This window comes from Streptomyces sp. NPDC057963 (assembly GCF_042887155.1).
GTDB lineage: Bacteria > Actinomycetota > Actinomycetes > Streptomycetales > Streptomycetaceae > Streptomyces.
This window is the reverse complement of sequence record NZ_JBHVPX010000037.1, coordinates 1-25,028: the sequence shown is the minus strand read 5'-3', so window position 1 is coordinate 25,028 and position 25,028 is coordinate 1. Positions and strand designations below refer to the sequence as shown.

At 68.9% G+C, this 25,028-nt stretch carries 27 protein-coding genes and 1 pseudogene; 16 read left to right on the top strand and 12 right to left on the bottom strand.

The window, feature by feature from the left end; translation table 11 throughout:
- Positions 1 to 10: 10 nt before the first annotated feature.
- Positions 11 to 1,579, top strand: coding sequence for a hypothetical protein (locus ACFVT1_RS38615; protein WP_389804848.1), 1,569 nt, complete (start codon positions 11 to 13; stop codon positions 1,577 to 1,579).
- Positions 1,580 to 1,714: 135 nt separating this feature from the next.
- Here the strand turns inward: ACFVT1_RS38615 and ACFVT1_RS38610 are convergent, their stop codons facing one another.
- Positions 1,715 to 2,797: an AraC family transcriptional regulator gene (locus ACFVT1_RS38610; protein ID WP_389804846.1), complete on the bottom strand. Its 1,083-nt coding sequence runs from the start codon at positions 2,795 to 2,797 to the stop codon at positions 1,715 to 1,717.
- A gap of 261 nt (positions 2,798 to 3,058) precedes the next feature.
- Here ACFVT1_RS38610 and ACFVT1_RS38605 point away from each other — a divergent pair, with 261 nt between their 5' ends.
- Positions 3,059 to 3,976, top strand: a complete 918-nt coding sequence (locus ACFVT1_RS38605) for a DUF2690 domain-containing protein (RefSeq protein WP_389804844.1) — start codon at positions 3,059 to 3,061, stop codon at positions 3,974 to 3,976.
- Here ACFVT1_RS38605 and ACFVT1_RS38600 read toward each other — a convergent pair.
- The gene (locus ACFVT1_RS38600; RefSeq protein WP_389804841.1) at positions 3,960 to 4,475 is read right to left on the bottom strand and encodes a peptidoglycan-binding protein; all 516 of its coding nucleotides are present in this window, start codon (positions 4,473 to 4,475) and stop codon (positions 3,960 to 3,962) included. The two genes, ACFVT1_RS38605 and ACFVT1_RS38600, sit on opposite strands and share 17 nt — an antisense overlap.
- A gap of 121 nt (positions 4,476 to 4,596) precedes the next feature.
- Here ACFVT1_RS38600 and ACFVT1_RS38595 point away from each other — a divergent pair, with 121 nt between their 5' ends.
- From ACFVT1_RS38595 to ACFVT1_RS38565, 7 genes are all read left to right on the top strand, one after another.
- Positions 4,597 to 5,643, top strand: coding sequence for a DUF2690 domain-containing protein (locus tag ACFVT1_RS38595; RefSeq protein WP_389804839.1), 1,047 nt, complete (start codon positions 4,597 to 4,599; stop codon positions 5,641 to 5,643).
- A gap of 214 nt (positions 5,644 to 5,857) precedes the next feature.
- Positions 5,858 to 6,133: a hypothetical protein gene (locus ACFVT1_RS38590; protein WP_389804836.1), complete on the top strand. Its 276-nt coding sequence runs from the start codon at positions 5,858 to 5,860 to the stop codon at positions 6,131 to 6,133.
- A gap of 1,443 nt (positions 6,134 to 7,576) precedes the next feature.
- The gene (locus ACFVT1_RS38585; protein WP_389804834.1) at positions 7,577 to 7,867 is read left to right on the top strand and encodes a hypothetical protein; all 291 of its coding nucleotides are present in this window, start codon (positions 7,577 to 7,579) and stop codon (positions 7,865 to 7,867) included.
- 244 nt (positions 7,868 to 8,111) lie between these two features.
- The gene (locus ACFVT1_RS38580) at positions 8,112 to 8,639 is read left to right on the top strand and encodes a hypothetical protein (protein WP_389804832.1); all 528 of its coding nucleotides are present in this window, start codon (positions 8,112 to 8,114) and stop codon (positions 8,637 to 8,639) included.
- A 427-nt stretch (positions 8,640 to 9,066) separates the two neighbouring features.
- Positions 9,067 to 9,996, top strand: a complete 930-nt coding sequence (locus ACFVT1_RS38575) for a hypothetical protein (RefSeq protein WP_389804829.1) — start codon at positions 9,067 to 9,069, stop codon at positions 9,994 to 9,996.
- Between the two features lie 334 nt (positions 9,997 to 10,330).
- The gene (locus ACFVT1_RS38570) at positions 10,331 to 11,257 is read left to right on the top strand and encodes a hypothetical protein (protein ID WP_389804828.1); all 927 of its coding nucleotides are present in this window, start codon (positions 10,331 to 10,333) and stop codon (positions 11,255 to 11,257) included.
- A 14-nt stretch (positions 11,258 to 11,271) separates the two neighbouring features.
- On the top strand, positions 11,272 to 11,868 hold the full coding sequence (locus tag ACFVT1_RS38565) for a GNAT family N-acetyltransferase (protein ID WP_389804825.1): 597 nt from the start codon (positions 11,272 to 11,274) through the stop codon (positions 11,866 to 11,868).
- Here the strand turns inward: ACFVT1_RS38565 and ACFVT1_RS38560 are convergent.
- Entirely contained in the window at positions 11,865 to 12,260 is a 396-nt protein-coding gene (locus tag ACFVT1_RS38560; protein ID WP_389804822.1) for a hypothetical protein, read from the bottom strand. The genes ACFVT1_RS38565 and ACFVT1_RS38560 overlap by 4 nt on opposite strands.
- Before the next feature lie 134 nt (positions 12,261 to 12,394).
- On the bottom strand, positions 12,395 to 12,718 hold the full coding sequence (locus ACFVT1_RS38555; RefSeq protein ID WP_389804819.1) for a hypothetical protein: 324 nt from the start codon (positions 12,716 to 12,718) through the stop codon (positions 12,395 to 12,397).
- Positions 12,719 to 13,056: 338 nt separating this feature from the next.
- Between ACFVT1_RS38555 and ACFVT1_RS38550 the strand changes: the two genes are divergently transcribed.
- The 5 genes and pseudogenes from ACFVT1_RS38550 (at position 13,057) to ACFVT1_RS38530 (ending at position 16,046) form a co-directional block, all read left to right on the top strand.
- On the top strand, positions 13,057 to 13,404 hold the full coding sequence (locus tag ACFVT1_RS38550) for a hypothetical protein (protein ID WP_389804816.1): 348 nt from the start codon (positions 13,057 to 13,059) through the stop codon (positions 13,402 to 13,404).
- Positions 13,405 to 13,430: 26 nt separating this feature from the next.
- Positions 13,431 to 13,697 (top strand): annotated as a pseudogene (locus ACFVT1_RS38545) (RHS repeat-associated core domain-containing protein); the annotation flags it as partial.
- Positions 13,698 to 13,974: 277 nt separating this feature from the next.
- A complete protein-coding gene (locus ACFVT1_RS38540; RefSeq protein ID WP_389804814.1) occupies positions 13,975 to 14,154 on the top strand; it encodes a CopG family transcriptional regulator in 180 nt (59 codons plus the stop codon).
- A gap of 1 nt (position 14,155) precedes the next feature.
- Positions 14,156 to 14,524, top strand: a complete 369-nt coding sequence (locus tag ACFVT1_RS38535) for a VOC family protein (RefSeq protein ID WP_389804811.1) — start codon at positions 14,156 to 14,158, stop codon at positions 14,522 to 14,524.
- Positions 14,517 to 16,046: an MFS transporter gene (locus ACFVT1_RS38530; protein WP_389804809.1), complete on the top strand. Its 1,530-nt coding sequence runs from the start codon at positions 14,517 to 14,519 to the stop codon at positions 16,044 to 16,046. The genes ACFVT1_RS38535 and ACFVT1_RS38530 overlap by 8 nt, the downstream gene beginning before the upstream one ends.
- Positions 16,047 to 16,490: 444 nt before the next feature.
- Here the strand turns inward: ACFVT1_RS38530 and ACFVT1_RS38525 are convergent, their stop codons facing one another.
- Both ACFVT1_RS38525 and ACFVT1_RS38520 read right to left on the bottom strand, forming a co-directional pair.
- Positions 16,491 to 17,015 (bottom strand): GNAT family N-acetyltransferase, encoded by a 525-nt coding sequence (locus ACFVT1_RS38525; RefSeq protein ID WP_389804806.1) that lies wholly within the window; start codon positions 17,013 to 17,015, stop codon positions 16,491 to 16,493.
- Positions 17,016 to 17,088: 73 nt separating this feature from the next.
- The gene (locus ACFVT1_RS38520) at positions 17,089 to 17,997 is read right to left on the bottom strand and encodes a TetR/AcrR family transcriptional regulator C-terminal domain-containing protein (protein ID WP_389804803.1); all 909 of its coding nucleotides are present in this window, start codon (positions 17,995 to 17,997) and stop codon (positions 17,089 to 17,091) included.
- A gap of 115 nt (positions 17,998 to 18,112) precedes the next feature.
- On the opposite strand from ACFVT1_RS38520, the gene ACFVT1_RS38515 reads away from it, so the two are divergent.
- The gene (locus ACFVT1_RS38515) at positions 18,113 to 19,672 is read left to right on the top strand and encodes an MFS transporter (protein ID WP_389804801.1); all 1,560 of its coding nucleotides are present in this window, start codon (positions 18,113 to 18,115) and stop codon (positions 19,670 to 19,672) included.
- Between the two features lie 960 nt (positions 19,673 to 20,632).
- Here ACFVT1_RS38515 and ACFVT1_RS38510 read toward each other — a convergent pair.
- From ACFVT1_RS38510 to ACFVT1_RS38485, 6 genes are all read right to left on the bottom strand, one after another.
- Positions 20,633 to 21,409 carry a transposase gene (locus ACFVT1_RS38510; protein ID WP_389804798.1) on the bottom strand — a complete coding sequence of 259 codons (777 nt, stop codon included), beginning with the start codon at positions 21,407 to 21,409 and terminating at the stop codon, positions 20,633 to 20,635.
- A 465-nt stretch (positions 21,410 to 21,874) separates the two neighbouring features.
- Complete coding sequence (locus tag ACFVT1_RS38505; protein WP_389804796.1) at positions 21,875 to 22,132, bottom strand: hypothetical protein; 258 nt, start codon at positions 22,130 to 22,132, stop codon at positions 21,875 to 21,877.
- A complete protein-coding gene (locus tag ACFVT1_RS38500) occupies positions 22,129 to 22,296 on the bottom strand; it encodes a hypothetical protein (protein ID WP_389804793.1) in 168 nt (55 codons plus the stop codon). The genes ACFVT1_RS38505 and ACFVT1_RS38500 overlap by 4 nt, the downstream gene beginning before the upstream one ends.
- 135 nt (positions 22,297 to 22,431) lie before the next feature.
- Positions 22,432 to 23,043, bottom strand: a complete 612-nt coding sequence (locus tag ACFVT1_RS38495) for a peptidase (protein WP_389804790.1) — start codon at positions 23,041 to 23,043, stop codon at positions 22,432 to 22,434.
- Positions 23,036 to 23,233 carry a hypothetical protein gene (locus tag ACFVT1_RS38490; RefSeq protein ID WP_389804787.1) on the bottom strand — a complete coding sequence of 66 codons (198 nt, stop codon included), beginning with the start codon at positions 23,231 to 23,233 and terminating at the stop codon, positions 23,036 to 23,038. Before ACFVT1_RS38490 ends, ACFVT1_RS38495 begins: the two co-directional genes overlap by 8 nt.
- An 82-nt stretch (positions 23,234 to 23,315) precedes the next feature.
- Positions 23,316 to 24,065, bottom strand: a complete 750-nt coding sequence (locus ACFVT1_RS38485; protein ID WP_389804784.1) for an IS6 family transposase — start codon at positions 24,063 to 24,065, stop codon at positions 23,316 to 23,318.
- 320 nt (positions 24,066 to 24,385) lie between these two features.
- Between ACFVT1_RS38485 and ACFVT1_RS38480 the strand changes: the two genes are divergently transcribed.
- Positions 24,386 to 24,946, top strand: a complete 561-nt coding sequence (locus ACFVT1_RS38480) for a hypothetical protein (protein ID WP_389804781.1) — start codon at positions 24,386 to 24,388, stop codon at positions 24,944 to 24,946.
- The last annotated feature ends 82 nt before the right edge of the window (positions 24,947 to 25,028 follow it).

Below are 25,028 nucleotides of genomic sequence, written 5' to 3'. Positions count from 1 at the left end.
TGCCCTGTCCATGGTGTCGGCGATTCCCGAGAACCTCATCAAATACTCCGCGACCTGCACCGCGGCTGCCCAGGAGTTCCAGAACTGGGTCAAGAGCGTGCTGACTCCCGCCCTGCTGGATTACCAGAACACCGGTCATCCCTGCGTCGAACTGGACGCCGATGTCGCGGTGGCGATCTCCCGGGCCTACTACACCGACCGGGACGTTCATGATGTGGCGCGGGCGTTCCAGGCAACGCAGCACGGCGGCGCGCTGGGGCACGGCGGGCTGGTCAGGGCTCAGGAGTCGGACCTCGACTCGGCGTACGCCCGACTGATGCAGCAGAACCAGGCGAGGATGAAGGCGGGCGCCGCGCTGGCCGCCAAGCTCACGCCGCTGCAGGATGTCGGTGACCGCGAGCATCCCGACACCGCCCGGCCGATCGTCGAGGAACTCGCCAAGCACGCCAACGACCCTTATTTCTGCGCCGGGTTCTTCAACGCGCTGACCCTTCAGCCGCATCTCACGACCGTCCTGGCCCTCGGCGGCATCCCGGCCCTGATCAGTGCGTACTCCAGCGGTGCCGTCAGCGCGCGCACCACCGCGATGGTCACGGCGCGGATCGGCATCCCGGCCGTGGTCGGCGGCCCCGAAAGCCCGACCAGTCCCTTGTACCGGATGACCACCGAGCAGAAGGCCCAGTTGCTCGACGCCTTCTCGGCCAACCCGTCGGCCGCCTACCAGTTCGCCAAGGCCCTCACCCCGGCCGAGGTCCGCGAGATGTTCTACGGGGACCGGCAGTACCGCCTCAAGATGATCGCCATTCTCCAGACGGCGATGAACTCGGAACACGACCCGGAGGCCGCCCGCGAACTCATGCACAAGGTGTCGCTCGGGCTGTTCGGGAGCGGGGCGCCGAAGCTGTCGAACAGCGACTGGAAAACGCTGATCGACCCGGTCCGCGACTTCTACGGAACCGGCCTGCTGAACAGCATCTCGGCGCCGACCGACTTCTCGGGCGACGGCATGGAGGAGTGGGAACACGTCACGGGCAGGCAGAACGGCGAGGACGTGGCACTGTTCCTCAAAGCACTGCACGATTCGCAGCCCGACAACGCCATGCTCAAGAGCATGCTCCAGGGCGGCTACATGAACGCGGCCTTCCTGTTCCTCAGTCCCCTGGAGCCCGAAGGGTGGCTTGCCAAGATCGCGTTCTCGGCGGCAGTGGGCGCCATGCAGAGCGTGGCCTCGGCACACGACCCGATCATCGACAACCTCGGCATCCCGACCGGCAAGTTTCCCGATGCCGACCAGATGAACGAGAAGCTCTTCGTCGGGGGCTTCGTACAGACCCTGGCGCTGCTGGCCACACGGAACCAGATCCGCGACCCCTCCCACCACCTGGTCCACCTCACCGGTGATGCGACGACGGACCAGAAGACCATCCGCGACTTGCTCACCGGCGATCTCACCAAGTACACGGTTGGCGGCAGGAACGGCGCCAGCGTCCAGGAGCTCCTGGACGCCTACAAGTCCCAGGAACTGGAAACGGCGTTCAGAGGCATCACCAGTCCGGACTACAAGCCGCCGTACGAGTGAGGGCCCTTCGGGAGCCGACCCGCCGACCCACCAGCAACTGGCCATGAGACTGTCCCGGACGGGCGGCGAACCCCTCACCGTCCGCTGAGTGGGTGCGGCCGCCGCGATCACAGGGCGCTGCCGTGACTGCCTTCCCTACCGCACTCGCTGGTCGCGGTACGCGCCCGGCGTGACCCCGAAGGCCGACTTGAAGGTGCGGTTGAAGACCGCGGGGTCGCGGAAGCCCCAGCGCCGGGCGATCTCGCACACACTCCGTTGGGACTGGGCCGGATCGGACAGGTCCGCGCGGCAGTGTTCCAGGCGGCGTTCGCGCAGGAAGGCGCTGACCGTGCGGCCATCGCGCTGGAAGAGGTGGTGCACGTAGCGCAGTGAGATGTGGTTGGCGGCGGCGATGGAGGTTGGCGACAGGTCGGTGTCGCACAGGTGGTGTTCGATGTACGCCTTGATGTCGCGTAACAGCAGATCGGTGGCGGAGAGGGCGGGTCGGGGGTGGGCAGGCAGTGGCTCGCCCTGAGGGGAGACGGTCTCACTGTCGAGGAAGGCCGTCGCGAGGCTGACCGCGGCGGCGCCCAGCCACTCGGTGTGCCGGGCTTGGGCGGACGGCGCGTGTGCGGCGAGCCCGTACAGGAAGGACGCGAGCAGCGCCCCCGGACCCGACCCGGTCGGCGCGGGGCGCCCGGACACGTCGCGCAGCACCTCGCCGGGCAGCGGCAAGGCGGCTTCGGGTATGTGCAGGACCAGTGCCCGGACCGGGAGACCGGCCGCGCCGGCGGACAGCCGGAAGCGCTCGGAGGGCTCCCACAGCACCACGCTGCCGGACTCCAGCCGGACCAGCCGCTGGTCGCGGGCCACATTCAGTGGTCCGGAGGTCGCGAAGACGAGGTGCCAGATCCGGGGGAGGCCGTCGGCGTGCCGCCCCTCCATCTCCACCGCGGCCGGCGGCATGGGCGGCCTGAGCAGTGACAGGCTCACCGGCCCCAGTTCGACGCGATGACGGCCTTTCAGTCCGCGTCCGCCGGTCCTCGGCAGGGCTGGAACATCGCCGGCCGGTGTGGTCTCCGGGACCGCCGGGCGGTCGACGGCCCGGTACCGCCGCCTCGCCCGCCCGCGCGGAACTCTGCCGGCGGGCGCCCTGCGGCGCCGACCAGTGGTGGCGGGCGCCGAAGCGTTCGCGTTCTCCAGCTCGTCCTGGCCGGGCGAGCTGCCCTGTGGTGTCATGTTCCTTTTCCCCCGCAGCGTGCATGAAGCGCCGTGCGCACCCGCGTGTTGCGCATCGACCGGCGGCCGATCCGGGGGCCGTTCCCGCTGGTGTGCTGTCCCTGAGTCTGGTTCGGCCGCACGACGTGCGGCCAGTGCTGCCCGCCAGGTGCCGCAAGCCTGGGACGGCCCGGCGCCTGACCTGCGGGGACGCCTCGTGGACAGGCCGCGGGGCGGGACGCCCGTGAGATAGTGGCCGGGCGGGAGAAGGGGGATGCCGTAGTGGGACGCTGGCGGCCGCTGCGGGGCGACCTGCCGGACGAGGTGGTCCGGCTGGTGCGTGAACTGCGCCAGTACGTGGACCGGGGCGAGATGAACGCCGCGACCGTCGCCGCGAAGACCGGCTACAGCCGCAGTTCCTGGCTGCGCTACCTCAACGGCCGCAGGCTGCCCCCCTGGCCGGCCGTCGCGGCGCTGGGCCGGCTGGCGCAGGTCGACGTCGGGCATCTGCGCGTCCTGTGGGAATCGGCCGCTCACGCATGGGCACGCCAGAGCCCGGCCGACGAGACTGATCCGGCACCCGCCACGAGGGGCCCGGCCGAGCGCGCGGATGCCCCGGTCACCCCGGAGACCGTCCCGGCACCGGCCGCGGACGGTACGCCACGGCGCGGACTCCCGGTGGCGCGCTCGGGTGTGCTCACCGCTGCCGCCGCGGCCTGCGCGCTGCTGGCAGCGGTCCTGCTCGCCCAGCCCTGGGACACCGGAACTGACCGGGGCCGCCCGCCGGACGGCGCTCCTCCCGGAGCACCGGCCTGGCCGTGGCCGTTGCACAGTGCGGCGCGCCAGACGGCCGCCGCGTGCCGGTCAAACGGCTGCCGGGGCTTGGACCCGTACCGTGAGGGCTGCGACCGCGACAGCACCGTCGTCCACCGGCTGCGGGCGTACGATCGCGTGCTGACGCTGCAGTACAGCCCGGCCTGCCGGGCGAGCTGGGCGGAGGTCGAGGCTCCCGCGGCCACGTCGGGACTACGGATCGCCACGACCGGCGGCGACCAGCAACTGGCCGCCGTGGGCGGGGCGTACACGCTGATGGTGGGGAGCGGACCGGGTACGGCGCGTGCCACGGTCGTCGTCGCCGCCCACCAACTCGGCGTAGGGCTCCACGACAGCTGGATCGATCCGGTCAGCGGCAGAGGGTGAGCGTGACGGCGTCGGTACGCAGCCGGTGGAACCGCCCGGAGTCGTAGACCTCGTAACAGCGGTCCTGGTCCATGCGGAGCGGAAGGTCGAAGATCTCTCCCTGGTAGGCCGTCCAGCGGCCGTAGGACGCGACGCGTTCCTCCGCCGCTGACCAGGTGGCCGGGCCGACGATCCCGTCCGGCGACAGATGGTGGTTGCTCTGCCAGACGCGGGTGGCGCCCGCCGTCGCCTCGTCGTACGTGCAGGTGACCCCGGATGGTGCGGAGTACCCGTCTGCCCACAGCATCCCCTGCCACAGACCGATGAGGTCGCTGCGCGGTGTACGGCCGACTGCCAACTGTTCGGCGGCGGGCAGGCTGCCGACGACCAGCGCTCCGGCACGGCGATCGTCGCCTGTCCGATGCTGGCGAGGGGCCCCGGCCCCGGCGCACATCATGCCCAGAACCAGTACCCACAGTGCTGCGCGCGCCGCCGTCACTCCGCCCATGTCACTTTTCATAGCGTCAACTACCTTAAAAACAAGCCAGGTTGAGCAAATTCACCATCTCCGGAAGCTACGCGGTGGGTACGGTGGGAGGGGAGGGACGAACGGGAATGTACTGGAACTACGGAGGGCGTCGGTGACCGACTGGAAGCCGATACCGGGCGCCGCTCTCGCCTCGGACGTCCGGCATCTGGTCGTCGAACTGCGGGCGTTGAAGGACCGCACCGGCTTGAGCCTGGCCGCGCTCGCCGGCCGCACCCCGTACAGCAAGTCCAGTTGGGAGCGTTATTTCAACGGCAAGGCGCTGCCGCCGCAGCACGCTGTGGCCGCCCTCGGCAAACTCGTCGACGCCGACCCCGCCCGCCTCTCGGCGCTGTGGGAACTGGCAAACGCCGCCTGGCACGAACCCGGCGCCCGTGATGTCGGTGATGCCGACGACGTCGACGACGCCCGCGATGGGCGGCCCACGGGACCCGATCCCGAGACGGAGCGCCCTCCAGCGGCGGCGGCCGGAGAGCGACCTGGCGGAGGGCCACCCACGGGGGAGACGGCCCCGGGGAAAGGGGCCGAAGGCGAGCCCGCGCAGAAGCCGCCGGTCGGCCGTCGCCCCGGCAGGCAGCGGCTGATCTGGTCCGCCGCCGGCCTGGCCGCTGTCGGGGCCGCTTGCGCCGGCCTGTTCGGCGCGTACGGAGACGCTGGGCATTCGCACGCCGACCGTGCCGGCGCGACGGCAACGGACACAGAGACCAGGCAGCTCGACGTCAACTGCTTCGCGGACAGTTGCACTGGCAAGTTCCCAGGGGGGGCCGGCTGCGGCGGCGACGCGTGGACGGCCGCCCTCTCCAGGGTCGCAGGGGTTTATGTGGAGCTCCGCTACAGCGACGCCTGCAAGGCCGCCTGGGCCCGTATCAGTTGGGGGCGCCCCGGCGACATAGCCCGGGTCGTCGGTGCGGGGGGCCGGACGTACCAGAACAAGGTCCACTACGACACCGACGTGTTCAGCGCCATGGTGTCCGCGCCCAGCCCCTCGACGGCCAGGGCCTGCGTTCAACTCACCGCCGGAGTCCACGCCTGTACCGACCCGGGCGGCACCCTGCACCTCAACCAGGCCCCGAACCCGCCCTCGCCCACCGCCACCGCGCCGCCGAGCACCCCGTCACAAGGCCGGAGCGGAAGCGCATGAGTCTCACCCCAGCCGACGCAGAGGAAGGCCAGGAGGGTGCCGCAGGCGGCGAAGGCGAACAGGAAGGGGGTCGGGGTCTGGTGGGGTGCTCCCGGGGGTGGGTCGAGGCGGGGCGGGGCCTGGCCGCGGGGGTCGCGGGTCACCACCACGGTTGAGCCGACCGGGGGCTGCGCTCTTGAGGGAGAGGCGGGTGCCGTCGGCCAGTCGTACGTCGATGCCAGAGCCGCGGCCCGACGGGACGATGGCGACCGAAGCCTGGCAGGCCGCCCGCGACGGCGTCCTTGAGCTGTGGCGGCGCGTCCAACCCGGACGGGCGGACGCGGCAGCGGCCCAACTCGACGTCTCTCACCAGGATGTCCTCGCGGCTGGAGTGGCCGACGACCATCAGACGTTGAGCGAGCTGCGGGCGCAGTGGGCAGGACTCTTCCGGCGGCTGATCCTGTCATCGCTCGTGTCGCCGACCTGGACACGCCCGGCAGGTGAGTCGTGACCTGCTGAGCGAGGGCGGTGCTCTCCTCGGTGTTGAGGTAGGCGAGCATGGTCAGGACCTCGTTCGCCACTGAGCGGGCCTGGTCGGGGTTGTTGATTGCGCTCCAGGCGTGGACAGTGCGTCGGGCCGCGGTGAGCGTGATGGAGTGGTCGGTGCCGTACGCCGCGCAGTACAGGCCGGTGGTGTGCAGGAACCACGCTGTCGCCACCTCCGGGGCACCCAGGCAGTGCACGCCCTTCGTCGCCTGCTCACAAGGCGACGAAGGGCGCAGGGCCCCGCGGCGTGGCACGGGACGCGAGACGGGATACGGATTCGGCTGGGACAACGAGCCGGACTAGCGCTGTTTTCGAGCGGAAGCAGTTTGTCGAGCAAGCTCGGCACGGCAATGTCCCCGTCCTCCGGTATCGCAGGACCGGCTCCGTTGGTTCGGGCGCGCAGGGCAGCCATCAGCCAGCCTGAGCCGGGGCGGTAGCGATCGCGTTCGAATATCACTCGGAGTCCCGCAGGAGACGACGAGATCGAAGCCCCGGTCACCGAGCAGCCGGCAGGTGGCGGATGTTGCCGAGGGCGACCGTTTGTTCCCGCAGTCGCGTGATCTCGTCGTGCTGAGCCGCGAGTTGAGGTTCTGGCGCGCGAGCGCGGCGTCCATCACGTACAGGCCGGACCGGCCGGCGGCACCGGGGGAGGCCAGAGTCACGCCCCTGCGCGAGGAGCGGACGAAGGTCTCCAGGTGGGGGAGGTCTGCGGAGCTGATCTCCATGACGTCGCCGCGGGGCTCAGCTTCATAGATCTGCACGCCGATCGAGGTGCCGTCGAAGTGCCGTCCGCCGGCGAGCTCCCAGCTGCCGAAGATTCCAGCGTCCGGTTCGCCGGGGACATGCCGGGACGTGGGCCAAGCGTAGTCCAGGGTTCGTATCGCGGCGCGCGTCCTTCGGTCCAGCGGTCGGGGGCGGACGATGTCGCGTACGGGGACGAGCTGGAAGAGGGCCTCGACCTTCTTGCCGAAATAGGCCTCGAGGATGGTGCGCAGGTCTCCGCGGGGGATGTGGGTGCCGGCCAGCCACCGTTTGTAAGGGGGGCGGCCCCGCTATGCCATGGCGGCGGCCACGGTCTCAAGGACGGCGCGCTGCTGTGGGCCGACGGGTACGTCTGCCTGGCGCCGCGAGCGAAACATGGTGCTTTCGGCACAGCCTGCACAGCCCGATCACCGGGAGCGGACCGGCATGAAGCGCTCTCGTAGACGGGCTGGTAGCAGCCGGGGCACAGCAGGCAGTCCTCAAGCTTATGGTGCGTCCGGGCCAAGCAACGGAATGATCCGGCGGAGGCCGTTTCCGGCCTCGGCCCACAGGTCCATCGGTCAGTATTCGCTCGACTCCCCATCTCATGTCCGAGGCGCGATCGTCACATTCGGCGACCTGACTCGAGAACCACCAGGCGGTGCCCGTGGTCGTCACCGAGCTGGAGCGGATCACGGCCGATCCGGATGGGGCGGCGGGGAAGGTGTGGCGAAGGCTCGGGCGCGATGAGTGGCAGACGCTGCGCGAGGCACTGGACAACCCCGACGGCGATCGGCTGTACACGGTGCAGCGGAAGGAGGCCCACCGCCGCAAGGAAGAGCGTGAGGCCGCGCAGCGGGAGGCGCAGCGGCCAGCTTGCACCCGCTGTGGAGCGAAGTTCACCGACGACCGCTGGCAGTCGATCCGGCAGTCCTCTTGGCACAGCGAGGGGGGATGAGCTGTGCGAGCCGTGCTTGGACGAACACCATGAACAGGTGAGGGCGGAGAAAACCGCACGGCTCCAGGCACAGGAAGCCGCAGCCCGGGAGGCGGCCGAAGCGGAGGCGAAGAAGAACCGCGGCCTGTTCGGACGCCGTCGGTAGCCGGTGCGCGGGCCGGCGGCCGGAGGACGTCTTGTCCGCTGCCGGGCCGGGGCGGAAAGATCGGATGCGGACCATTCACTACCGAGGGGGAAGAACACGGTGAGCAACAAGCTGCTGGCACCGGACGGCTGGCTCGTACTGGGACTGCCCTGGCCGGAGCAGACCCAAGATGGCTGGGGCGAGTGCGCGGTGGCCGTCGCCCCGACGATGATCCCCCGCCACCTCGTCAGCAAGGGCGCCGGCATCGCGCTCGATCTCGCGACCGGCCTGGCCCGCGACCCGAACGAGGGGCCGGGCAAAGCGGTCTTCTTCTCCGACGTCACCCTCTGGCTCGACAAGCAGGGCAAGGACTGGGCGGACTTCGGAGTCGACTACGAAGCCGTCATCGACGAACTCGTCAAGGCACCGGTCCCGCAGCTCTACATGACGCTCGTGCGGAAGGCCCACGCCATCCTGTGCGACGCCAGCCGCGACGGGGTGCGCCTGTACTACCCGGGCGGCGACGTCGAACACGTCACCCCGCAGGTGCGCGCCGACGTTCACGCCGCCATCACCACCAGCCTGGAGCGGGACTGGCCTCCCTATATCCAGGGCCTCATCGACCACGGCGCCCTCCAGACCCGGTAGCCACACAGCGACGGGCTCCTGTGACTGGGCGAGCTAGGTGACACCAAGGTGGGTCGGTGAGCTGGCACCGAGCGTGGACTTGAGCGCGGTACCTGTCACTGTTTGGGCATTCCAGTTGTCACCACCTGGGGTTTTTCGCTCTAGTTGTCACCAACTTCGCTGGACCGGGGCTGCGACGGTGATCTCCGTGATGCGGCTTTTGGGGGCGGGCTCCTTTTTGGGGCGCGGAGGAGATACGCGCGAAAGGGGACACTTCGTGACGCTGCGCTAAGACCTGTTGCAGTGTGCTATGGGCAATGTGGCTGACCGTAGTTGGCCCGTGGAGGGAGATAACTGACTCGCCGGAAGCAACTTTCGCGCCGAAATCCACGTCTGCCAGTGGGAACGGGATCGAACCCCACCGACCCATACATGAACGGAGCTTTCGGTGCTCATAGGACTGCTCACCGCCGTGGCAGCATCGATCTGTTACGGCACGGGCTCCGTCCTTCAGGCCGTCGGATCACAGAAGTCAGCCCGCAGGGAGGCCGCCGAGGGCAGCGTGACCCAGCACGGTGGCCCGAGCCTGTCGTCCACTGCGAAGGCGGCGATGACCTGGGAGTTCATCGTCGGGACCATCCTGGACTTCGTCGGCTTCGGGCTCGGCGCACTGGCGGCGCGCCTCCTGCCGCTGTTCCTGTCGCAGACCGTGATCAGCGCCAACTTGGTGATCACGGCGGTGTTGAGCATCAAGCTCCTCGGTATCCGGCTCAACCGCGCCGAGCGGACCTCGATTGCTGTGGTCTGCTCCGCGCTGGTGCTTCTGGCGACGGCGGCGGGCCCGGAAGGGAGCGGCGACACCCCGATCTCCACACACTGGTGGCTGCTGGGGATCTCGCTGCTCCTGATCGTGGGCGGCACCGTGGTCGTACGCCTACTGGGGGCGCGCGCCGCGATCCTGGCCGGCCTGCTGTCCGGACTGGGCTTCGGCGCCCTCGGTGTCGGGGTCCGTGTGCTGAACGGCATCGACCCTTTCGACCCGGGAGCGCTGCTCTGCGACCCGGCGCTCTACGCGATCCTGGTGGCAGGCATCGGCGGCATGTACCTGCACACGGTCGCCCTGCAGATCGGCTCGGTCAACGGCGCCACCGCCGCGCTGGTCGTCGGCGAGACCGTCCTGCCGGGCATCATCGGCGTGCTGTGGCTCGGCGATGCCTCCCGTCCCGGCTTCGCCTGGGCGGCGATCACCGGGTTCGTGCTCGCCGTATCGGGCGCGGTGGCAGTAGCCTGGTTCGGGTCCCCGAAAGGGCACGGCAGCGGCCCTGCGGCGGCGCCCGTGACACCCGCCAAGGACGCCCGGACGTCCGCGGGGGTCTGACCCGGCACCAGATGCGCCGAACTTCCAACGCTTGGCTGCCGTACGGGAGCCATCGTTTGCGACACAACCCCCCCACACGCAAGCCTGGTTGAGATCCGACATCCTCTGGCCAAGAGAGCGGTTCAACGTGTGGAGTCTGGTGGCCAAACCGACGACTCGCCTGCGCATCGTCTCTTCCGTCCGGCATCGTTGCTACTGAGCCGGGACGCGATAGTTGGAACCAGCGCGGTGTGGTGACCTGGCGGTTCTGGCGCTGCGGGCCGTGCCGAGAGGCAGGAACAGCGCGAACCTGCCAGCCCCGCCTCGGTCTGCCGCACCGACGAAGGAGGCGCCCGTGCGCCGCCGCCGCTTCATCACCGCGACCGCCGCCGCGACGGTCGCCCTTGCCCTCAACATCGACGAAACCCCCGTCGACGGCCGCCTGTCGATGAGCGACGTCGACCGTGCCCGCCAGCGGATCGACCGCCTTGACGCCCATTTCAGCGCCATCGGGGGCGAACCCCTCCTGACCGTCGCCAGTGCCTACCTCGACCGCCTGACCACCGCGGCCGACCGCTGCACCTATGGGCCCCGCGTCGAGCAGGCACTCCACACCGTGATCGCATCACTGTGCAGCTCGGCCGGATGGGCCGCAGACGACGCCGGGGACCTGGACGCCGCGCACCTGTGGCGCACCACCGCACTGCAAAGGGCCATCCTCGGCACCAGCCACCAAGCCCAGGCACGGGCCTGGTCCGACCTCGCCATCCACGCCCGCCGCGGCGGACACGACCGCGAAGCCCTGCGCATCAGCCAGACCGCCCTTACCAGCCGCGAAGCCCGCCAAGACCCGCGCTACGCCGCCCTGATCCAATCCCGCCTGGCCATCAGCCACGCCCGCACCGGAAACCGCCCAGCAGCAGCCCGCGCCCTGCTCGCCGCCCAGGCCTCCTACGACCGCATCGACCCCACCGAACCCGCACCAAGGTGGCTCAACTTCCTCACCGCCGCAGAGATCAGCGGACTCGCAGCCATCACCCACCAGGCAATGGGACGCCTCGCCGACGCCGAGACCGCCACCACCCAGGCCCTCACCCTCCTCGAACCCCGCCTGCGCCGCAGCCGCACGTACTACGCAGTCCAGCTCGCAGAACTCCAACTCGCGCGGGGAAACACCGCCGGCGCCCGAACCACCGCAGCCACCATCGACGCCGCGCACATCGGCAGCCGCGCCATCACCAGCCGGCTCGCCACCGTCCACCGCACCCTCGCCACCGCATAGGAGAACCGCCTACAGTGACCGCTGACATAGAACTCCGCCACTACACCACCCACCACCGCACCGCCCAGCTGCGCACGCTCCTGCTGGACGTCTACGCCGAGGTGTACGCGAAGGAAGCGCAGACCGACCCGTTCTGCGCCGTCGACCGGTTCGCCGAAGGACTCAACAGCTGGATGACCCATCCCGACTGGACCTGCACCGTCGGCTACGACCACGGACAGCCCGTCGGCTACGCCTACGGAGCTCCGCTGTATCCCGCCAGCCGCTGGTGGGGCGGACTGCTCACCGACGTACCCGCTGGCACCATCACCGAGACCGGCACACGCACCTACGCACTCAGTGAGCTGATGGTCCGCACCCCCTGGCGCAAGACCGGCACCGCCCGCCGGCTCCACGACGAGCTGCTCGCCGCCCGGCCCGAGAAACGCGCCACGCTCCTGGTCCTGAAGGACCATCCCAAGGTCCGGGCACTGTATGAATCATGGGGCTGGCAGACACTGGGCGACCTACGCCCACGCGTCCCGAACGCGCCACTTTTCCACTCCATGCTGCTGGACCTCCCACCAGACCACGGACCCGTCGTCGCCACCGTTCCGACCGTAAAGGCCTAGCGGGCCTGCCGGTTGCACAACAAGTTGCACAACAAGTTGCACAACAAGTTGCTCAACAGGTTGCTCAACGGGTTGCCAAAGGTGGATTCGCTTAACCGCTGTTCCCGCAGGTCAGCAGCGTGGGTCAGCGCGACGCAGACGCCGACACCTCTTTCCCCGAAGGGGAAGAGCACCCTTCTTCCTCCCCCGGCCTGGGCGCCGGCCCACTGTGCGGCGGTGCCCGCCCTCGCCGAGCCTTCCGCCGGGGCCGCCGCTGGCACCACGATCCCAACTTCAGCGAACTCTGGCGTGGACAGGAGGACACCCATTCCGGACCACGCGGGCGCGCCCTCCTCCTGCCCGCGCCACACAACGGCTCCGTTGGACAGATAGTCGACACCGGTCAACGTCACCGGGACGCTCCACACGTCCGGATACAGCGGACCGCCGGCCAAAGACGCTCCCCGTACGGGCTGGCACCGAACCGGAGTTCGGAGTTGGTCATCCAGGTGCAGTCCACCTGGCGGTGCCAGCAGGGCGCAGCGAGTCAATGCAGATGGCGTGTCCGAGCGAGGAGGCGTTCCCAGGTGCGGGCCGAGCCGCCATGTTGATGGGCCAGGCCGGCGGCGATTCGACTGATGGGAGTACCGCCCGCGGTGGCCAAGGCGTCGGCGGCTGTTTGCAGGCGTGGGTCGCCCTCGTAAGCGTGAGCCTTGCGTGGGCCTTGCGGCTCGCCGGCGCGGCGACCGCCACCTTTTCCTTGCCCGTGCGGATTGTCGCGGCGGTGCTGGATTTCATGGCGTGGCCAGACGCGAGCGCCATAGATGTTCTTGCCGCGCGAGAGATAGCCCTGGGTGGCGTAGGCGCGCACGGTGGTCGGATTGATCCCGAGGATGACGCTTGCCTCCTTGTCGGTGAGGAGGTCGTCCGGGTGCTCGTCTGTAGGCAGGGAGGGGATGGGCTCGCTGGCGAGGTAGGCATCTGCTTGGGCGCGGTCGTAGATCAGATAGCGACTGTTGGGGAAGAGGCTGCGAACTTGCTCTCGGAAGGCGCCGGCGTCGCGCCGTCGTGCCGACGCGTACGTAAGGGACGGTTCTCCTGTCGTGCCCTCTCAGGCTAACCCCGCAGAACGGGGACGTCTCACCCAAGGCTGACAGCGAGGGGAGGGCGAGGGCCTGCCGGAGCGTGCGGAGCGGGACGTTTCACCGGGTGTGCGCCTCGCGCCTGACCACGATGCACCAGTGGGCGGAGCTGGGGTGGTGGCGGATGTACCAGTCGAGCATCTTCGCCACCGGGGGGGCAGGTAGAGGTGCGGTGCCACCAGTCCTTCCCCTCTTTCTTCTCCTCGCACGGCTCGGCAACGTCCCCGTCCACCTCGACGGCCTCGGCGAAGTTGTTGAGCACCGCGCCCTCGACGACCGGGCCCAGGATCTCGGTGGGCAGGATCCGGTCCAGGCTGACCGCGACGTTCCAGGCGAGCGCGTCGGACACCTCGCGGACGGACGTCTCGCGCTGGCGCAGGATCCACCGCTTCCGTACGTCCGGTCGTCCCCATAGCGTGTGCTGGAAGTCAGCAGCCGCCCGACATCAGCGTCGCGCCGACCGTCCTCGACTACGACGAGTACGGCAACCCGCGCGCCGACCAGCCCGCCACCCGCTACGGGTGGCTCGGCGGCAAGCAGCGTTCCAGCGAGACCCCGACCGACCTCACCCTCATGGGCGTGCGCCTCTACAACCCCGCCACCGGACGTTTCCTGTATATCGACCCCGTCCCGGGAGGCAACGCCAACGCCTACGACTACGTCTACGCCGACCCACTGGCCAAGTTCGACCTCGACGGCCGCTGGTGCATGTTTGGACACAACCGCAGCGGCGGATGCCGTGGCGCCCACGCCGCACGGGGCATCGGTGTCCGTCATGTCATCGTGCGGGTACGTCCACCGCCAGGGAACGTCGGCCCACATCACGGTCAGTGAGGATCGACGCCGCTCCGACACCCCGAAATATCAGGGTCCATTGGACGCCCATCGCGCCTGCCGTCATTCGGTGAAGGGGGTCGAGCCGGCCGCTGTGCGGGCCGGGATTGCGTTCGACATCCTAGTGATTTAGTTTGCTAGCATGCTTGCCGTGGGCGACGAGGATGTGAAGCAGTTCAACGTGTACCTGCCGATCGGGCTGATCAAGCAGGTCAAGCACCGTGCCATCGAGAAGGAGCTGTCACTGTCGGCGTTGGTTGCCGAGGCGCTGCGTGCCTACCTCGACGACATCAAGGAAGAACGAGAGCGATCGGATGAGGAGGAGGTCTGAGATGACGACCGAAGGCATTGAGGCCGTGTTCATGGAGACCCACAACTGGGGCAAGGCGGCGCGGTTCTTCCAGGCGCTGGGTTATGAGCTGGAGTTCGAGACGGACCACAGCTCCGGCCAGTTGCGCAATGGCGATGGCCCCTCGCTGTTCATCGCCGAGGTGCCCGCAGATCGGCAGCCGCAGATGCAGCTGGTGCTGAAGGTGGCCGACGCGGACGCGTTTCGCCTTGACTCTGCCGTCGAGGTGGTCACTCCGTTTGAGGACACGCACTTCGGGACTCGGTTGATGACCGTGCGCGACCCGGACGGGCGGCTGTGGAGTCTTCAGGCCCCCAAGGACCAGCCGGGGAAGGAGGAAGCGCATGAGTGACGAACCGGCCTCACCGATGAGCGCGCGAACAGCGGTGGTGAGTGACGCGACGGCGCCGGGCCGCGTCTTAGCGGCGCCCAGCCCTCCACGGCGCGGGCTCGGCATGCTCGTGGTGATGATCGGCGTGCTCATCTCGGCGGTCGACAGCACGATCGTGGTCCTTGCACTGCCCGCCATCCAAGAGGACCTGAACGTCTCGCTGGCCTCGGTCACATGGGTGGTCGTGAGCTACCTCCTGGTCGTCACCGTGCTGGCCACTCAGCTGGGCCGGCTCGGCGACATGTTCGGCCGGGTGCGCATGTACGAGGCGGGGTTCGTCATCTTCGTGCTCGGTTCGGTGCTGTGCGCGCTGGCCTGGAACGCGCCTGCCATCATCGGATTCCGCGTCATCCAGGGGCTCGGCGCCGCGCTGATCGCCGCCAACAGCGGCGCGATCATCTCCGAGCTCTACCCGCCCGAGGAACGCGGCCGCGCCTACGGCTTCAACGCCCTCGGCTTCTCGCTGGGCTCCGTGCTCGGCGTCCTGCTCGGCGGCGTCATCGTGACCTACGTCTCCTGGCGCTGGATCTTCTGGATCAACCTGCCGATCGGGCTGACCGCGCTGGTCCTGGCCGCGCGGGTGCTGCAAGACCACAGCAAGCAGATCCGCCGCCGGTTCGACCCCCTGGGCATGATCACCCTGGGGCTAGGCCTGTTCGGCGTGCTGTGGGCAATGACCGGCCTGGCCGCCGAGCCTCTGAACGCAACTCACCTGGCATACCTGGCAGGGGGCCTGGTGCTGCTGGTGGCGTTCGTGCTCATCGAGCTGCGGCACAAGGAACCGACCCTGGACCTGTCGCTGTTCCGCATTCCGAAGGTGTCGCCCTCACTGCTGGCCTCACTCTTGCAGGGCCTGGGGAGCTTCGCAGTGCTCTTCCTGGTGATCATGTATTTGCAGGGGCCACGGGGGCTGAGCCCGATCACCGCGTCCATGCTGATGGTCCCGGGCTACGTGCTCGGCGCGGCCGTGGGCCCGTACGCGGGGCGCTTCGCCGACCGGCTGGGGCCAGTGATTCCGGCGACAGCCGGGCTGGGCATCTCGGTCATTGCGCTCGTCATCTTCGCCCAGATGACCACGACCAGCTCGCTCTGGCTGCCCGCAATCGGCAACGCGGTAATCATGATCGGTGGCGGCTTCTTCTATGCGGCCAACAGCTCCGCGGTGATGAAGGCGGCCCCGCCTGAGCGCCTAGGGATCGCTTCCGGCGTGCTCAGGACGTCCGCCAGTATCGGCATGGTGTTCTCCTTCACCACCGCCATCCTGATCGCAGCACACTCCATCCCCCGCAGCACGGCCTTCGCCATCTTCGTCGGCACCACCAGCCTGCACGGGCGGGACGCCGCCGCCTTCACCAACGGTTTGAGCGCGGCCTTCTACGCCATGACGGGCATCATGGCCCTCGCCGCACTCCTGTCCGCCATCCGCGGCCGGGTTGACACACGCCCGGCAGGTGCCGCCCCGGCCACCACAGCCCGGCACTAACTCATCCCGTCGCCGGGGCGGCGGCATCCGTCGCCCCGCGCGGGCGCGGCACAGAAGCTGACAGGCCGAGGTCGAGCCGCTTGTCCATGTCGAGCCGGAAGGTGCCGTAGATCTACGGCCGATTCGAGCTGGACATGAACAGCCGCCTCGACCTGGACCCGACCGCCCGGGCAGTTGCAGTGCCTGGCCCGCGCACCCCATAGTGAAACTGCGGCTCCCTGTGATCGTGGCTGGGCGTACGTTCGAGGCACGGTCGGCAACCGCGTGATGAAGCACGTTCGCTGAACTCACTCAGGTCGTCGACACCCGGCATCGCTGACCTGGGCTGCGAGCCCGACCATGTGACGGCGCACCTGCGCTACTCGCCGGACGACGCTGACCACGCACCGAGGCACCCAGGGCACCCTGCCGCTCCCGTCCGACCACGACGAGCGCAGGTGATTCCTATTCTTCTCCGTCCCATATGGACTTTTCGAAGAGCGTGAACGACTTGGGCGTACCGCCCGGCTGCGGCTTGCCCTTTTTACGTCCGACAACCCGATAGCCGGCGTTGAGGTAGTACGCGTGCAGGGGTGCGCTGTCGGCCAGGCAGTCCAGACGTACCAACGGTCGGCCCGCCTCAGCCACACGGCGCTCCGCGACTCGCAGAAGCTGCCGCCCCGTCCCGGGCAGGACACTGCTGCGGTCCACCATCAGCCGGTGCACATAGCCGGCTGTCGACGGCTGTGGCCCCCATGCCTCCTCGTCCTCCCACCACAGCTCCCAGGCCCCGACCACACGATCGGCAGCCTCCGCGAGCCATACCTCCCCGTGCTCCATGACCCGGCGGAAGTGATCCACGCCCAGCTCACCAGGACGCCACTGACCGGTGACGCCTTGGGCAAGCATCCAGCGAGCAGCGTCGTCGCGTAGACGCACGACAGAGGCAAGTTCGGCGTCGTCAGCGAGACGGAAGCGTAGAGCGTTCACGTCGCGATCTTCGCACAGGTGTTCATGCAACCGAGCGTCCGAGCTCGAACTCCAGATGTAGGTCCTGTTAGCTCTAGCCTCTGGATTGCTCGATGAGCGATTCGACTCCGTCCAGCATCCGTGCGAGTCCGAATTCGAAGAGTGTGTCGAGTTCGAGGTCGAACTCCTCCCGGCCGAAGAGAGTGGACAGGGTCGGAAAGGATCCAGCGGCCTGGATCGTCTCCATCCGCGGTTCGTTGGAGGCCATCCACTCTTCAGGTGTCATGCCGGTCTCCTGCCACGCTTGCGACTCCAGCTCCACGGCCGCCGCGACACCCTGGGCGTACCCGAGAAGAGCGAGGTGGACGTGGATGATCTGGGTCGGTGTCAGCCCCAGGCCCTTCAGGGCGCTGAGGACCCGCTCGGTGTAGCGCATCGCGTGGGGCGAGGCCATCGGCCGGGTGAGAGCAGACATGGCTCGCGCCAGCCAGGGGTGGCGTTGGTACAGGCCCCACAACCACCATGCTTCCCGTTCCAGTTGCGCTCGCCAGCCGGGCAGTCGCGGCCCCAGCGGTTCGCCGTTGAACACCGACTCTGACATTAGCCGTACGAGTTCGCCCTTGCTCGGGACATGGCGGTAGAGCGCCATGGTTGACACGCCGAAATCGGTCGCAACTCGGCGCATGGAGAGTGCGGCGATCCCTTCGATGTCGGCGAGAGCGATCGCGGCACTGATGATGCGATCCCGGGTGAGTCCATGGTGGGGAGTCCGCGGCCGTTCTCGTCCTGACTCCGCTACCACGGTGCCGACACCGGGCACGGCCCGCACGAGACCCTCCTGGTTCAGGGTGGCGAGCGCCTTCGTTGCGGTCGCCATAGCGACGCCCCACTCCTGGGTGATGCGCCGGGTGGAAGGGACGCGGGCACCGGGCGCAAGCTCCCCGGAAGCGATACGCCGACGGATGTCACCGGCGATACGGAGATAGGGCGGTTCCATAGCCATGACCGAACTGTACTAGTGCCCTCATAGGACATTCAGGCTGGTCAAAGCCGAGGAATGCGAGGTGCACTAGGTATCTGCTTGCGGTGTACGCGATCCTCTCGGTTCCCTGCCGTTCATGGAGAACACACCCGGCCCCCGCGCGGGGCACAAGGAATGGACCGCCCTCGGCGTCCTGATGCTGCCCCTGGCACTCGTCTCGATGGACGTCTCGGTCCTGTACTTCGCGATTCCCTACATCAGTCAGGACCTGAAACCCAGCGCCACGCAGCAGTTGTGGATCCTCGACATGTACGGCTTCGTCCTCGCCGGGCTACTCGTCCCGATGGGTGCGTTCGGTGACCGGATCGGCCGACGCACGCTGGTGCTCGGGGGAGCGGCCCTCTTCGGAGCGGCCTCGGTCGCCGCCGCGTACGCACATACGCCTGAACTGCTCATCGCCATACGCGCGCTGCTGGGTCTCGGTGGCGCTGCCTTGATGCCCTCGACTCTCGGCCTGATTCGCAACCTCTTCCACGATGACAAACAGCGCGGCAAGGCGGTGACCCTGTGGACCGCTGTCATGACGACGGGCATTTCACTGGGGCCCGTGGTCAGCGGCCTGCTGCTGGAGCACTTCTGGTGGGGTGCGGTCTTCCTGATCAACCTGCCCGCGATGCTGCTGCTGCTCGTGTTGGTGCCGTTCCTGGTGCCTGAGTTCAAGTCAGCGAAGCGCGAGCGCTTCGACCTGCTGAGCGCGGTGCTGTCACTCGGCGCTGTGCTCCTGGTCATCTACGGAATCAAGGAATGGGCCCGGCACGGGTACGAGCCGCTGCCCGCCCTCGCCATCAGCGCGGGGCTCGTGCTCGGCTTCGTCTTCGTACGCCGACAAAAGCACCTCGCGCATCCGATGATCGACCTCGGCCTGCTTGGCCGGCGCGCCTTCGGCGGCCCGGTGTTCGCCAATCTCCTCGCGATGTTCGCCACGGTCGGGATGGCTGTCTTCCTCACCCAATATCTGCAGTCCGTCCTCGGCCTGAGCCCCTTCAACGCCGCGCTGTGGAGCCTGGTACCTGCCGCCGGAGTGGCTATCATGGCCCCGGCCGGAGCTGCGCTCGCACAGCGCATGGACCGTGCGTACGTCATGGGCGGCGGCTTCCTCCTCTCTGCTTGCGGGTTTCTTTGGCTGGCCCAGGTACGAACCGACTCGGCACTCTGGTTCACCCTCGCCGGCGCCTCCCTGTACGCGGGCGGCCTGGTCGCCGCCATGACTCTCGCCAACGAACTCGCCCTCGGCGCGGCCCCGCCGGAGCGTGCAGGATCAGCCGCGGCCGTGCTGGAGTCAGGTCAGGAGTTCGGAGGGGCGTTGGGCATGGCGATCCTCGGATCCATCGGGGCAGCGGCGTACAGCCGGGACATGGCCGGCGCGCTGCCCTCTGGAGTACTGCAGGCCGGAGCCGCGCGCGAAACGCTGGGCGGCGCCACGGCCGCCGCGGCCCAGCTGCCGAACGGGACTGCAGATGTCGTACTGGCGGCCGCGCGAGACGCCTTCACACACGGGATGAGCATCGCGGCCGCCGGCGCGGCCGTCGTCATGGCCAGTGCCAGTCTCTTCTCGTTCACATGGCTGAGGGGTGCGGGCAAGACGAGGCGACCGACGGAATCATCTGCCGGCCCACGGCCCACAACACTCGTGTAGTGATGGCCAGTAGTCCCGGTTCGGATACCAGAAAGCAGGTGACCAGAGCCCTCAGCTCCCGGAGTCACCTTTGGTGGCGGGCCTCAGGGGCGCGCTTGGCGACATGCTGGGCGACGGCGTCGACGCCGGGCCGTGCGTACCTTTCCAGGGACCGTACAGAGGCGTGGCGGGAGCGGGCCAACAGCATCGGTGTTGAGGTGCCGTCTTCCGCGTCGTGTGTCAGCGCACTGCGGAGGCGGTGGAGCGTCCACCCTTCCAGGTCGTCGATGTCGTTGGGGCTAGCGGTGGTTTGTTAGACCGGGGAGTAGAGATCAAGTGGGTGGCCTGCTCCGACGGCGTTGATCAGGGCTTGGAGTTCGGGTTGCGGGGGTGCGTTGCTCCAGGCTCGCCAGCAGCGTTGGAGGGTGGTCCAGGGGTCGAGCCAGGCCCGGACGGCGCGAATCGCCTTTGGCCAGCTTGCTGGTTGGGGCTGGTGGGGTTTGCTTGGGCCCCCTCTCAGCCGGTTCGGCCGGTGTGGCAGCCGGCAGGGCCGCTGGGGCGACGATGGGTTCCGGGTCCGGAGGCTGAGTGAACCAGGTGTCCCAGCAGAACGAGAACGCGCAGGTGACCAGGGTCTGGTGGCGGCGGATGGCAGTATCGGAACGGACTTGGAAGTCGGCCCACCCGAGTTCGCCCTTGACCTGTTTGTAGCTCTGCTCGATCCAGTGTCGGATGCCGTAGATCCGGACCACTTCGTGCAGCCCGGCGGCCGGTTCGGGGCTGTCGGCCTCGCGGGGACCGCCGGGGCGGGGCAGGTCGGTGGCCAGGTACCAGGTGGCTTGCGGGGGCAGCGTGGCCGGGTCGGTGGTGGCCACGATCAGGCGGACGTTCCCGTCGGGTCCCCACCAGCCGAGGCGGGCGTCGGCGGCCCACCAGGTCTCGGTGTGCCCGTCACGGAAGGTTCGCTCGATGGCGGTCCAGTCACCCGGATGCTCGGGGTCCGTCCAGGTCAGGGCGCGGGCGGCGTCGGCGGGGGTGTAGGCGTCCTTGCCGTGGGCCCAGGTGCCGTGGCTCGGTTTGAGGGCCATGACGAACGGCAGTCCTGCCGAGGCGAGTTGTCTGCGGAAGCCGTCCTGGTCGCCGTAGGCGCAGTCGGCGGCCACCGCCCGGAAGACCACCCCCGGCAGCCTTCGCGGTGCGGGCCAGCTCTGCGGCGATCTGCAGCTTGGTGCGGAAGCCGGGGTCGCTCTTGCCCTTGGGGAAGTGATGGGCGGGGCTGTAGGGCACGGAGTGCAGCGGGTAGTAGAGGTTCTCATCGGCCCAGCAGGTAGTCACGGTGACGATGCCGTTGTCGGTCTTGCCCAGTCGGCCCAGCCACTGCCGTCCGATGTGCGCAGTCGCCTTGCCGTCCTTGCGGTCGCCCGAGTCGTCGATCACCAGTACCCCGCCCGGGTGCGGCGCGGTCGCGGGGTCGGCCAGCAGCAGTTCGACCCGGCGGGCGTTGACCCGCTCGTGGTCCCACGTCGACTCGGACAAGAAGAACTGCAGCCGCTGCACCGAGGGGTGCTGGGCCCCGACGACGGGTTCGGTGCCGGCCAGGCAGGTCAGCGTCTTGTTGCGGTCCCGCGGCAGCAGCAGCCCGGTCAGGTACTCGCGGAACCCACGGCGCTGTGCCAGTGTGGAGAACAGGTCATCGAAGCGTACGGCGTAGGCTTCCAGTGGGCCCGGTGCGGGCGGACGCGGCAGACGACGGGTCATCACAAGCCCCTAGGCGGCGAGGCGACGTTCCTCTGCTACCGGCCTACTACAGCCCTGACCCGCCGTCAACAAACCACCGCTAGGTCTGGGCGGTTCCGGTCGGGTTCGCAAGGGAGCGAGGCTGCCGGGCCGGAAGGGGGCCCAACAAGACCGGCCGGTCCGGCAGCCTCGGTGGCCGGGCAGGCTTCGAGGCTGCCGGCCGGGTGCAGCGGGTGCGGGCCGTGGGGCGAACACCGCACCACGCTGGTCTCTATCGCAGGGGCCACGGGCAACTGCCTGCCAGCATGGCCCACTCCCGGTCCACCTGACCGGGCACGACACGCCCCGCCGCCATCCAGTGGGCGGCCAGCGCCGCGGAGATCGGCTCACCTTGCTGGGCTGGGACCGGCGCGACGCGGTCGCTGACCGGAGCGGCGGGCCGCGTCGTCGTGGTCACACAGTTCTAACGCCCGACCGCCGCGCCGGTCACCCGTGGCGAGTACGGCGTTTGCGCAACGCGGTACGGGCCTGCGTGATGCTGATCAGGAGCCCGAATTCCTGGAGAGCGATGTGCTGGACGTCCTCGGCGGTGGCGGGACTGCCCTCGGCGGTGGCGGGACTGCCCTCGCCGCTGCGGGCGTGCGCGAGTTCGGCGGCGCCCAGGGCGAGCAGCTGCTCGCGGTCGCGCTCGTCATGCTGGTCGGTGGTGTACGCGGCCAGGACCTGCCGCCAGATCCCGCTCACCGGCCGCGCCCGTCGCGTGGGGCGGGAACAGCAGCCGCGTACGCGTCCTGCGGCAGATCGTCCGTCTCCGCCTCGGGGCGGTGAATGCCGAACGGGCCCGAGGTGCCATGGGGGACCCCGAGCACGGTAGCGCCCTTCGCACGGTACTCAGCGTCATAAATCACGGGCGGTTCCAGGTCATCAGTCGTAGGCCGGGGCTGGTTCACCGCACCGATCCCCGGCCGGGGGCGTGTTGAACCGGTCCGGGTCCGTCACATCCTGTCCCCGGCCCGGGGCATGGGGCAGCGGCGTCGGCAGTGTCAGGTCAGGGACACGCCTCGGCCACCGAAGAACTCGGCGAACTCGGCTGCGGGCAGACTCGCGGTACGGGCCTGCCCGGTGTGTCCGGACGGGTTGCGGAAGTGCACCGTGTCCCCGTCGCGGCCGGTGACGAGGACGAGGTGGCCGCCCTTGCCGGGGGCGGGGTTCTCCGGGCAGCGGATCTCCTTGTGCACGGAGGCCATCACCAGCCGGCCGGCGTCGAGGAGGCAAAGGAGGCCGGGCACGGTCAGGGTTGGGTGGACCTCGGCGCCCAGCGGGTGGACGTCCACCACGTACTGGACGAAGGGGGCGTAGATCAGGCCGCGGATCGCTGCGGTGTCCGGGTCCTCGGTGTACGCCCCGTACTTCCGGGCGCCGTCGAGGAGCTCGAACATGGTGGGCGCCTCGCCGGTACGGGCCAGGAGCGCCATGCGCAGGCAGGCGATGCCGCACATGTGGCCGGACCACCGGCCGTAGGTCTCGATGTCGGGGGCGCCGGACTCCTCCCACCGGGGATCGTCGTCGTGGGCGCGTCCCTCGTAGGCGAAGGCGGCGATGAGCTCCGGGCTGGCGTACTGCGTGATCGTGGGGAACGGGTGGTCGTCAGACACGGGCGGGTTCCTTCCGGCGGGTGGCCTGGTTGATCAGCCGGTGGAAGGTGGGCAGGTCCACGCCGCCGCCGGAGATCACCACCCCGATCATCCCCGACTCGTGGGGGATAAGGCTGCCAAGGACGGCGGCCAGGGCACAGGCGCCACTCGGTTCGGCGACGACCTTCAGGTGCCGGAACGCGAAGGCCATAGGGCTTTGTCAGGTTGACCGAGTGCTTGAGGGTGTGAGCCGGTTCGACGCGTTTCGGCTTCGGTGGTGACAGCGGCTCAGGCTACGGCGGGCAGGCTGGCGACGCGCCGGTGATCTGGTCCCAGATCGCGAAGCGGTTGATCATCTCGGCGCGGTAGTTCGGGGCGGTGAGGAGGTGACGGCGGGGTCGGAAGTGGGGTGAGATGCCGCTGAACGCGGCCAGGAACCGTTGTGCGGCACCCACCGATCGGAAGCCTTTCATCGCGCGCTCGCGTTGCCTCGTCGGCTGATGGGAGTTCTCGGCCTGGTTGTTCAGGCCCTTGTGCGAGCGGTGTTCGACCGACGGCATCTCGTGGCGGTGGGCGGCGCGGTAGGAGGGGAGCTTGTCGGTGACGATCACCCGGGGCACCGACCGGGTCTTCTTCATCAGCTTCCGGAAGAAACGCCTGGCCGCGGCCACGTCCCGCCGGTTCTGCAGCAGGATGTCGAGCACGTTCCCGTACTGGTCCACGGCCCGCCACAGGTACCGCTGCACGCCGTTGATTTTGACGAACACCTCGTCCAAGTGCCACTTGTCACCAGGCCCCGGACGGCGCCAACGTAGAGCAGCGGCATAAGCCGGGCCGAACCGGCGCGTCCACTGGTGGACTGTCTCGTGGCTGACCTCAATGCCGCGCTCGAGCATCAGCTCCTCGATGTCGCGCAGGCTCAGGTTGAAGCGGTGATACAGCCACACGCAGTGGGAGATGACCTCCGGAGGGAAGCGGAAACCCCGGTACGACGGCGTCACCACGGACAGCCCCTCCAGCGATTCGACCAGACGGATGATCATGCCGCCTGAGAAGGCCACCACTCAACCTGACAACGCCCCTGACCGAGCACATCAACCGGTTCGGCGTGTACTCCACACACGAGCTCGGCATCCCCCCGGAGGACTACGACACCCGCCTCGACATCGACTTCAGCACGCTGGAGGAGGAACGGGTCCCGGCTGCGTGAACCGCCTGGCGGTCCGGAATGGCAGGGCCGCGGCTCGACGGTTCCGGCGGATCTGCTGAAGGCTGCGAACGGAGCACCGGTGCTGCTACAGGTGCTTGCGGCCAGTTGGGCGAGACCTTTCGGAGGCTGTCTACTCCAGACGGAGCAGGGGCGGTGACTCCGGACGCCGGTGGACGTTGGACCGACCGTGTCGAAGACCGCGTCCAGCTCAAGCAATGTCAGCGCCGCCCCTGCCGGGAAGGGGCTGTTGATGCCCTTCGTTGCCTGGGCTGGCAGGTGGATGATGAGCTCCTCGGCGGCGATCCGACAGCACCGGTTCCCGTCACGGTGCCGGATCTGGCCCAGGAGGCGGGCCACCCTCTGCCTTTCGGGAAGAACACGCGTTCGCGGGTGTCCGGATGGACCACGCGGGCCTTGTCCGCCAAGCCGGTCAAGAAGCTCCCTCCCGCCGGACGGCTGGCCGGCCTGTTTCTCGCCGCGCACAGCACCTCCAAGCTCCTCGGCGAGATTCCGCCCGACCTTCCCGACGCCTGCCGGGCCGCCTTGCCCGACCTCCTGCGGAAGGGCTTCCTCACCGAGCTCTCCGAGGACCGCTGCCGCCTCGATCCCGCAGTGCGCCACTTGTCGGGCATGCGTCAACCCTCCGAAGAGGAGAGGGCGGCAAAGCTCTCTAACGAGCTGGTGCGTGATTGCATTGGAGGCGTGAGGGCCTGAGCTGGGGGTTTGTGTCAGCCGGTGGTGTTGCGGTCGGAGACGAGGCCAGCGATGGCCCGGTAGGTGACGGGCAGGGTCTCCC

Coding starts and splice junctions, on each gene's coding strand:
- ACFVT1_RS38520 (WP_389804803.1), bottom strand. CDS start 17,997: ATGGCTATGGAACCGCCCTATCTCCGTATCGCCGGTGACATCCGTCGG.
- ACFVT1_RS38535 (WP_389804811.1), top strand. CDS start 14,156: ATGACGACCGAAGGCATTGAGGCCGTGTTCATGGAGACCCACAACTGG.
- ACFVT1_RS38490 (WP_389804787.1), bottom strand. CDS start 23,233: ATGGCCTTCGCGTTCCGGCACCTGAAGGTCGTCGCCGAACCGAGTGGC.
- ACFVT1_RS38530 (WP_389804809.1), top strand. CDS start 14,517: ATGAGTGACGAACCGGCCTCACCGATGAGCGCGCGAACAGCGGTGGTG.
- ACFVT1_RS38615 (WP_389804848.1), top strand. CDS start 11: ATGGTGTCGGCGATTCCCGAGAACCTCATCAAATACTCCGCGACCTGC.
- ACFVT1_RS38590 (WP_389804836.1), top strand. CDS start 5,858: ATGCCAGAGCCGCGGCCCGACGGGACGATGGCGACCGAAGCCTGGCAG.
- ACFVT1_RS38515 (WP_389804801.1), top strand. CDS start 18,113: ATGGAGAACACACCCGGCCCCCGCGCGGGGCACAAGGAATGGACCGCC.
- ACFVT1_RS38510 (WP_389804798.1), bottom strand. CDS start 21,409: ATGACCCGTCGTCTGCCGCGTCCGCCCGCACCGGGCCCACTGGAAGCC.
- ACFVT1_RS38485 (WP_389804784.1), bottom strand. CDS start 24,065: ATGATCATCCGTCTGGTCGAATCGCTGGAGGGGCTGTCCGTGGTGACG.
- ACFVT1_RS38600 (WP_389804841.1), bottom strand. CDS start 4,475: ATGAAAAGTGACATGGGCGGAGTGACGGCGGCGCGCGCAGCACTGTGG.
- ACFVT1_RS38610 (WP_389804846.1), bottom strand. CDS start 2,797: ATGACACCACAGGGCAGCTCGCCCGGCCAGGACGAGCTGGAGAACGCG.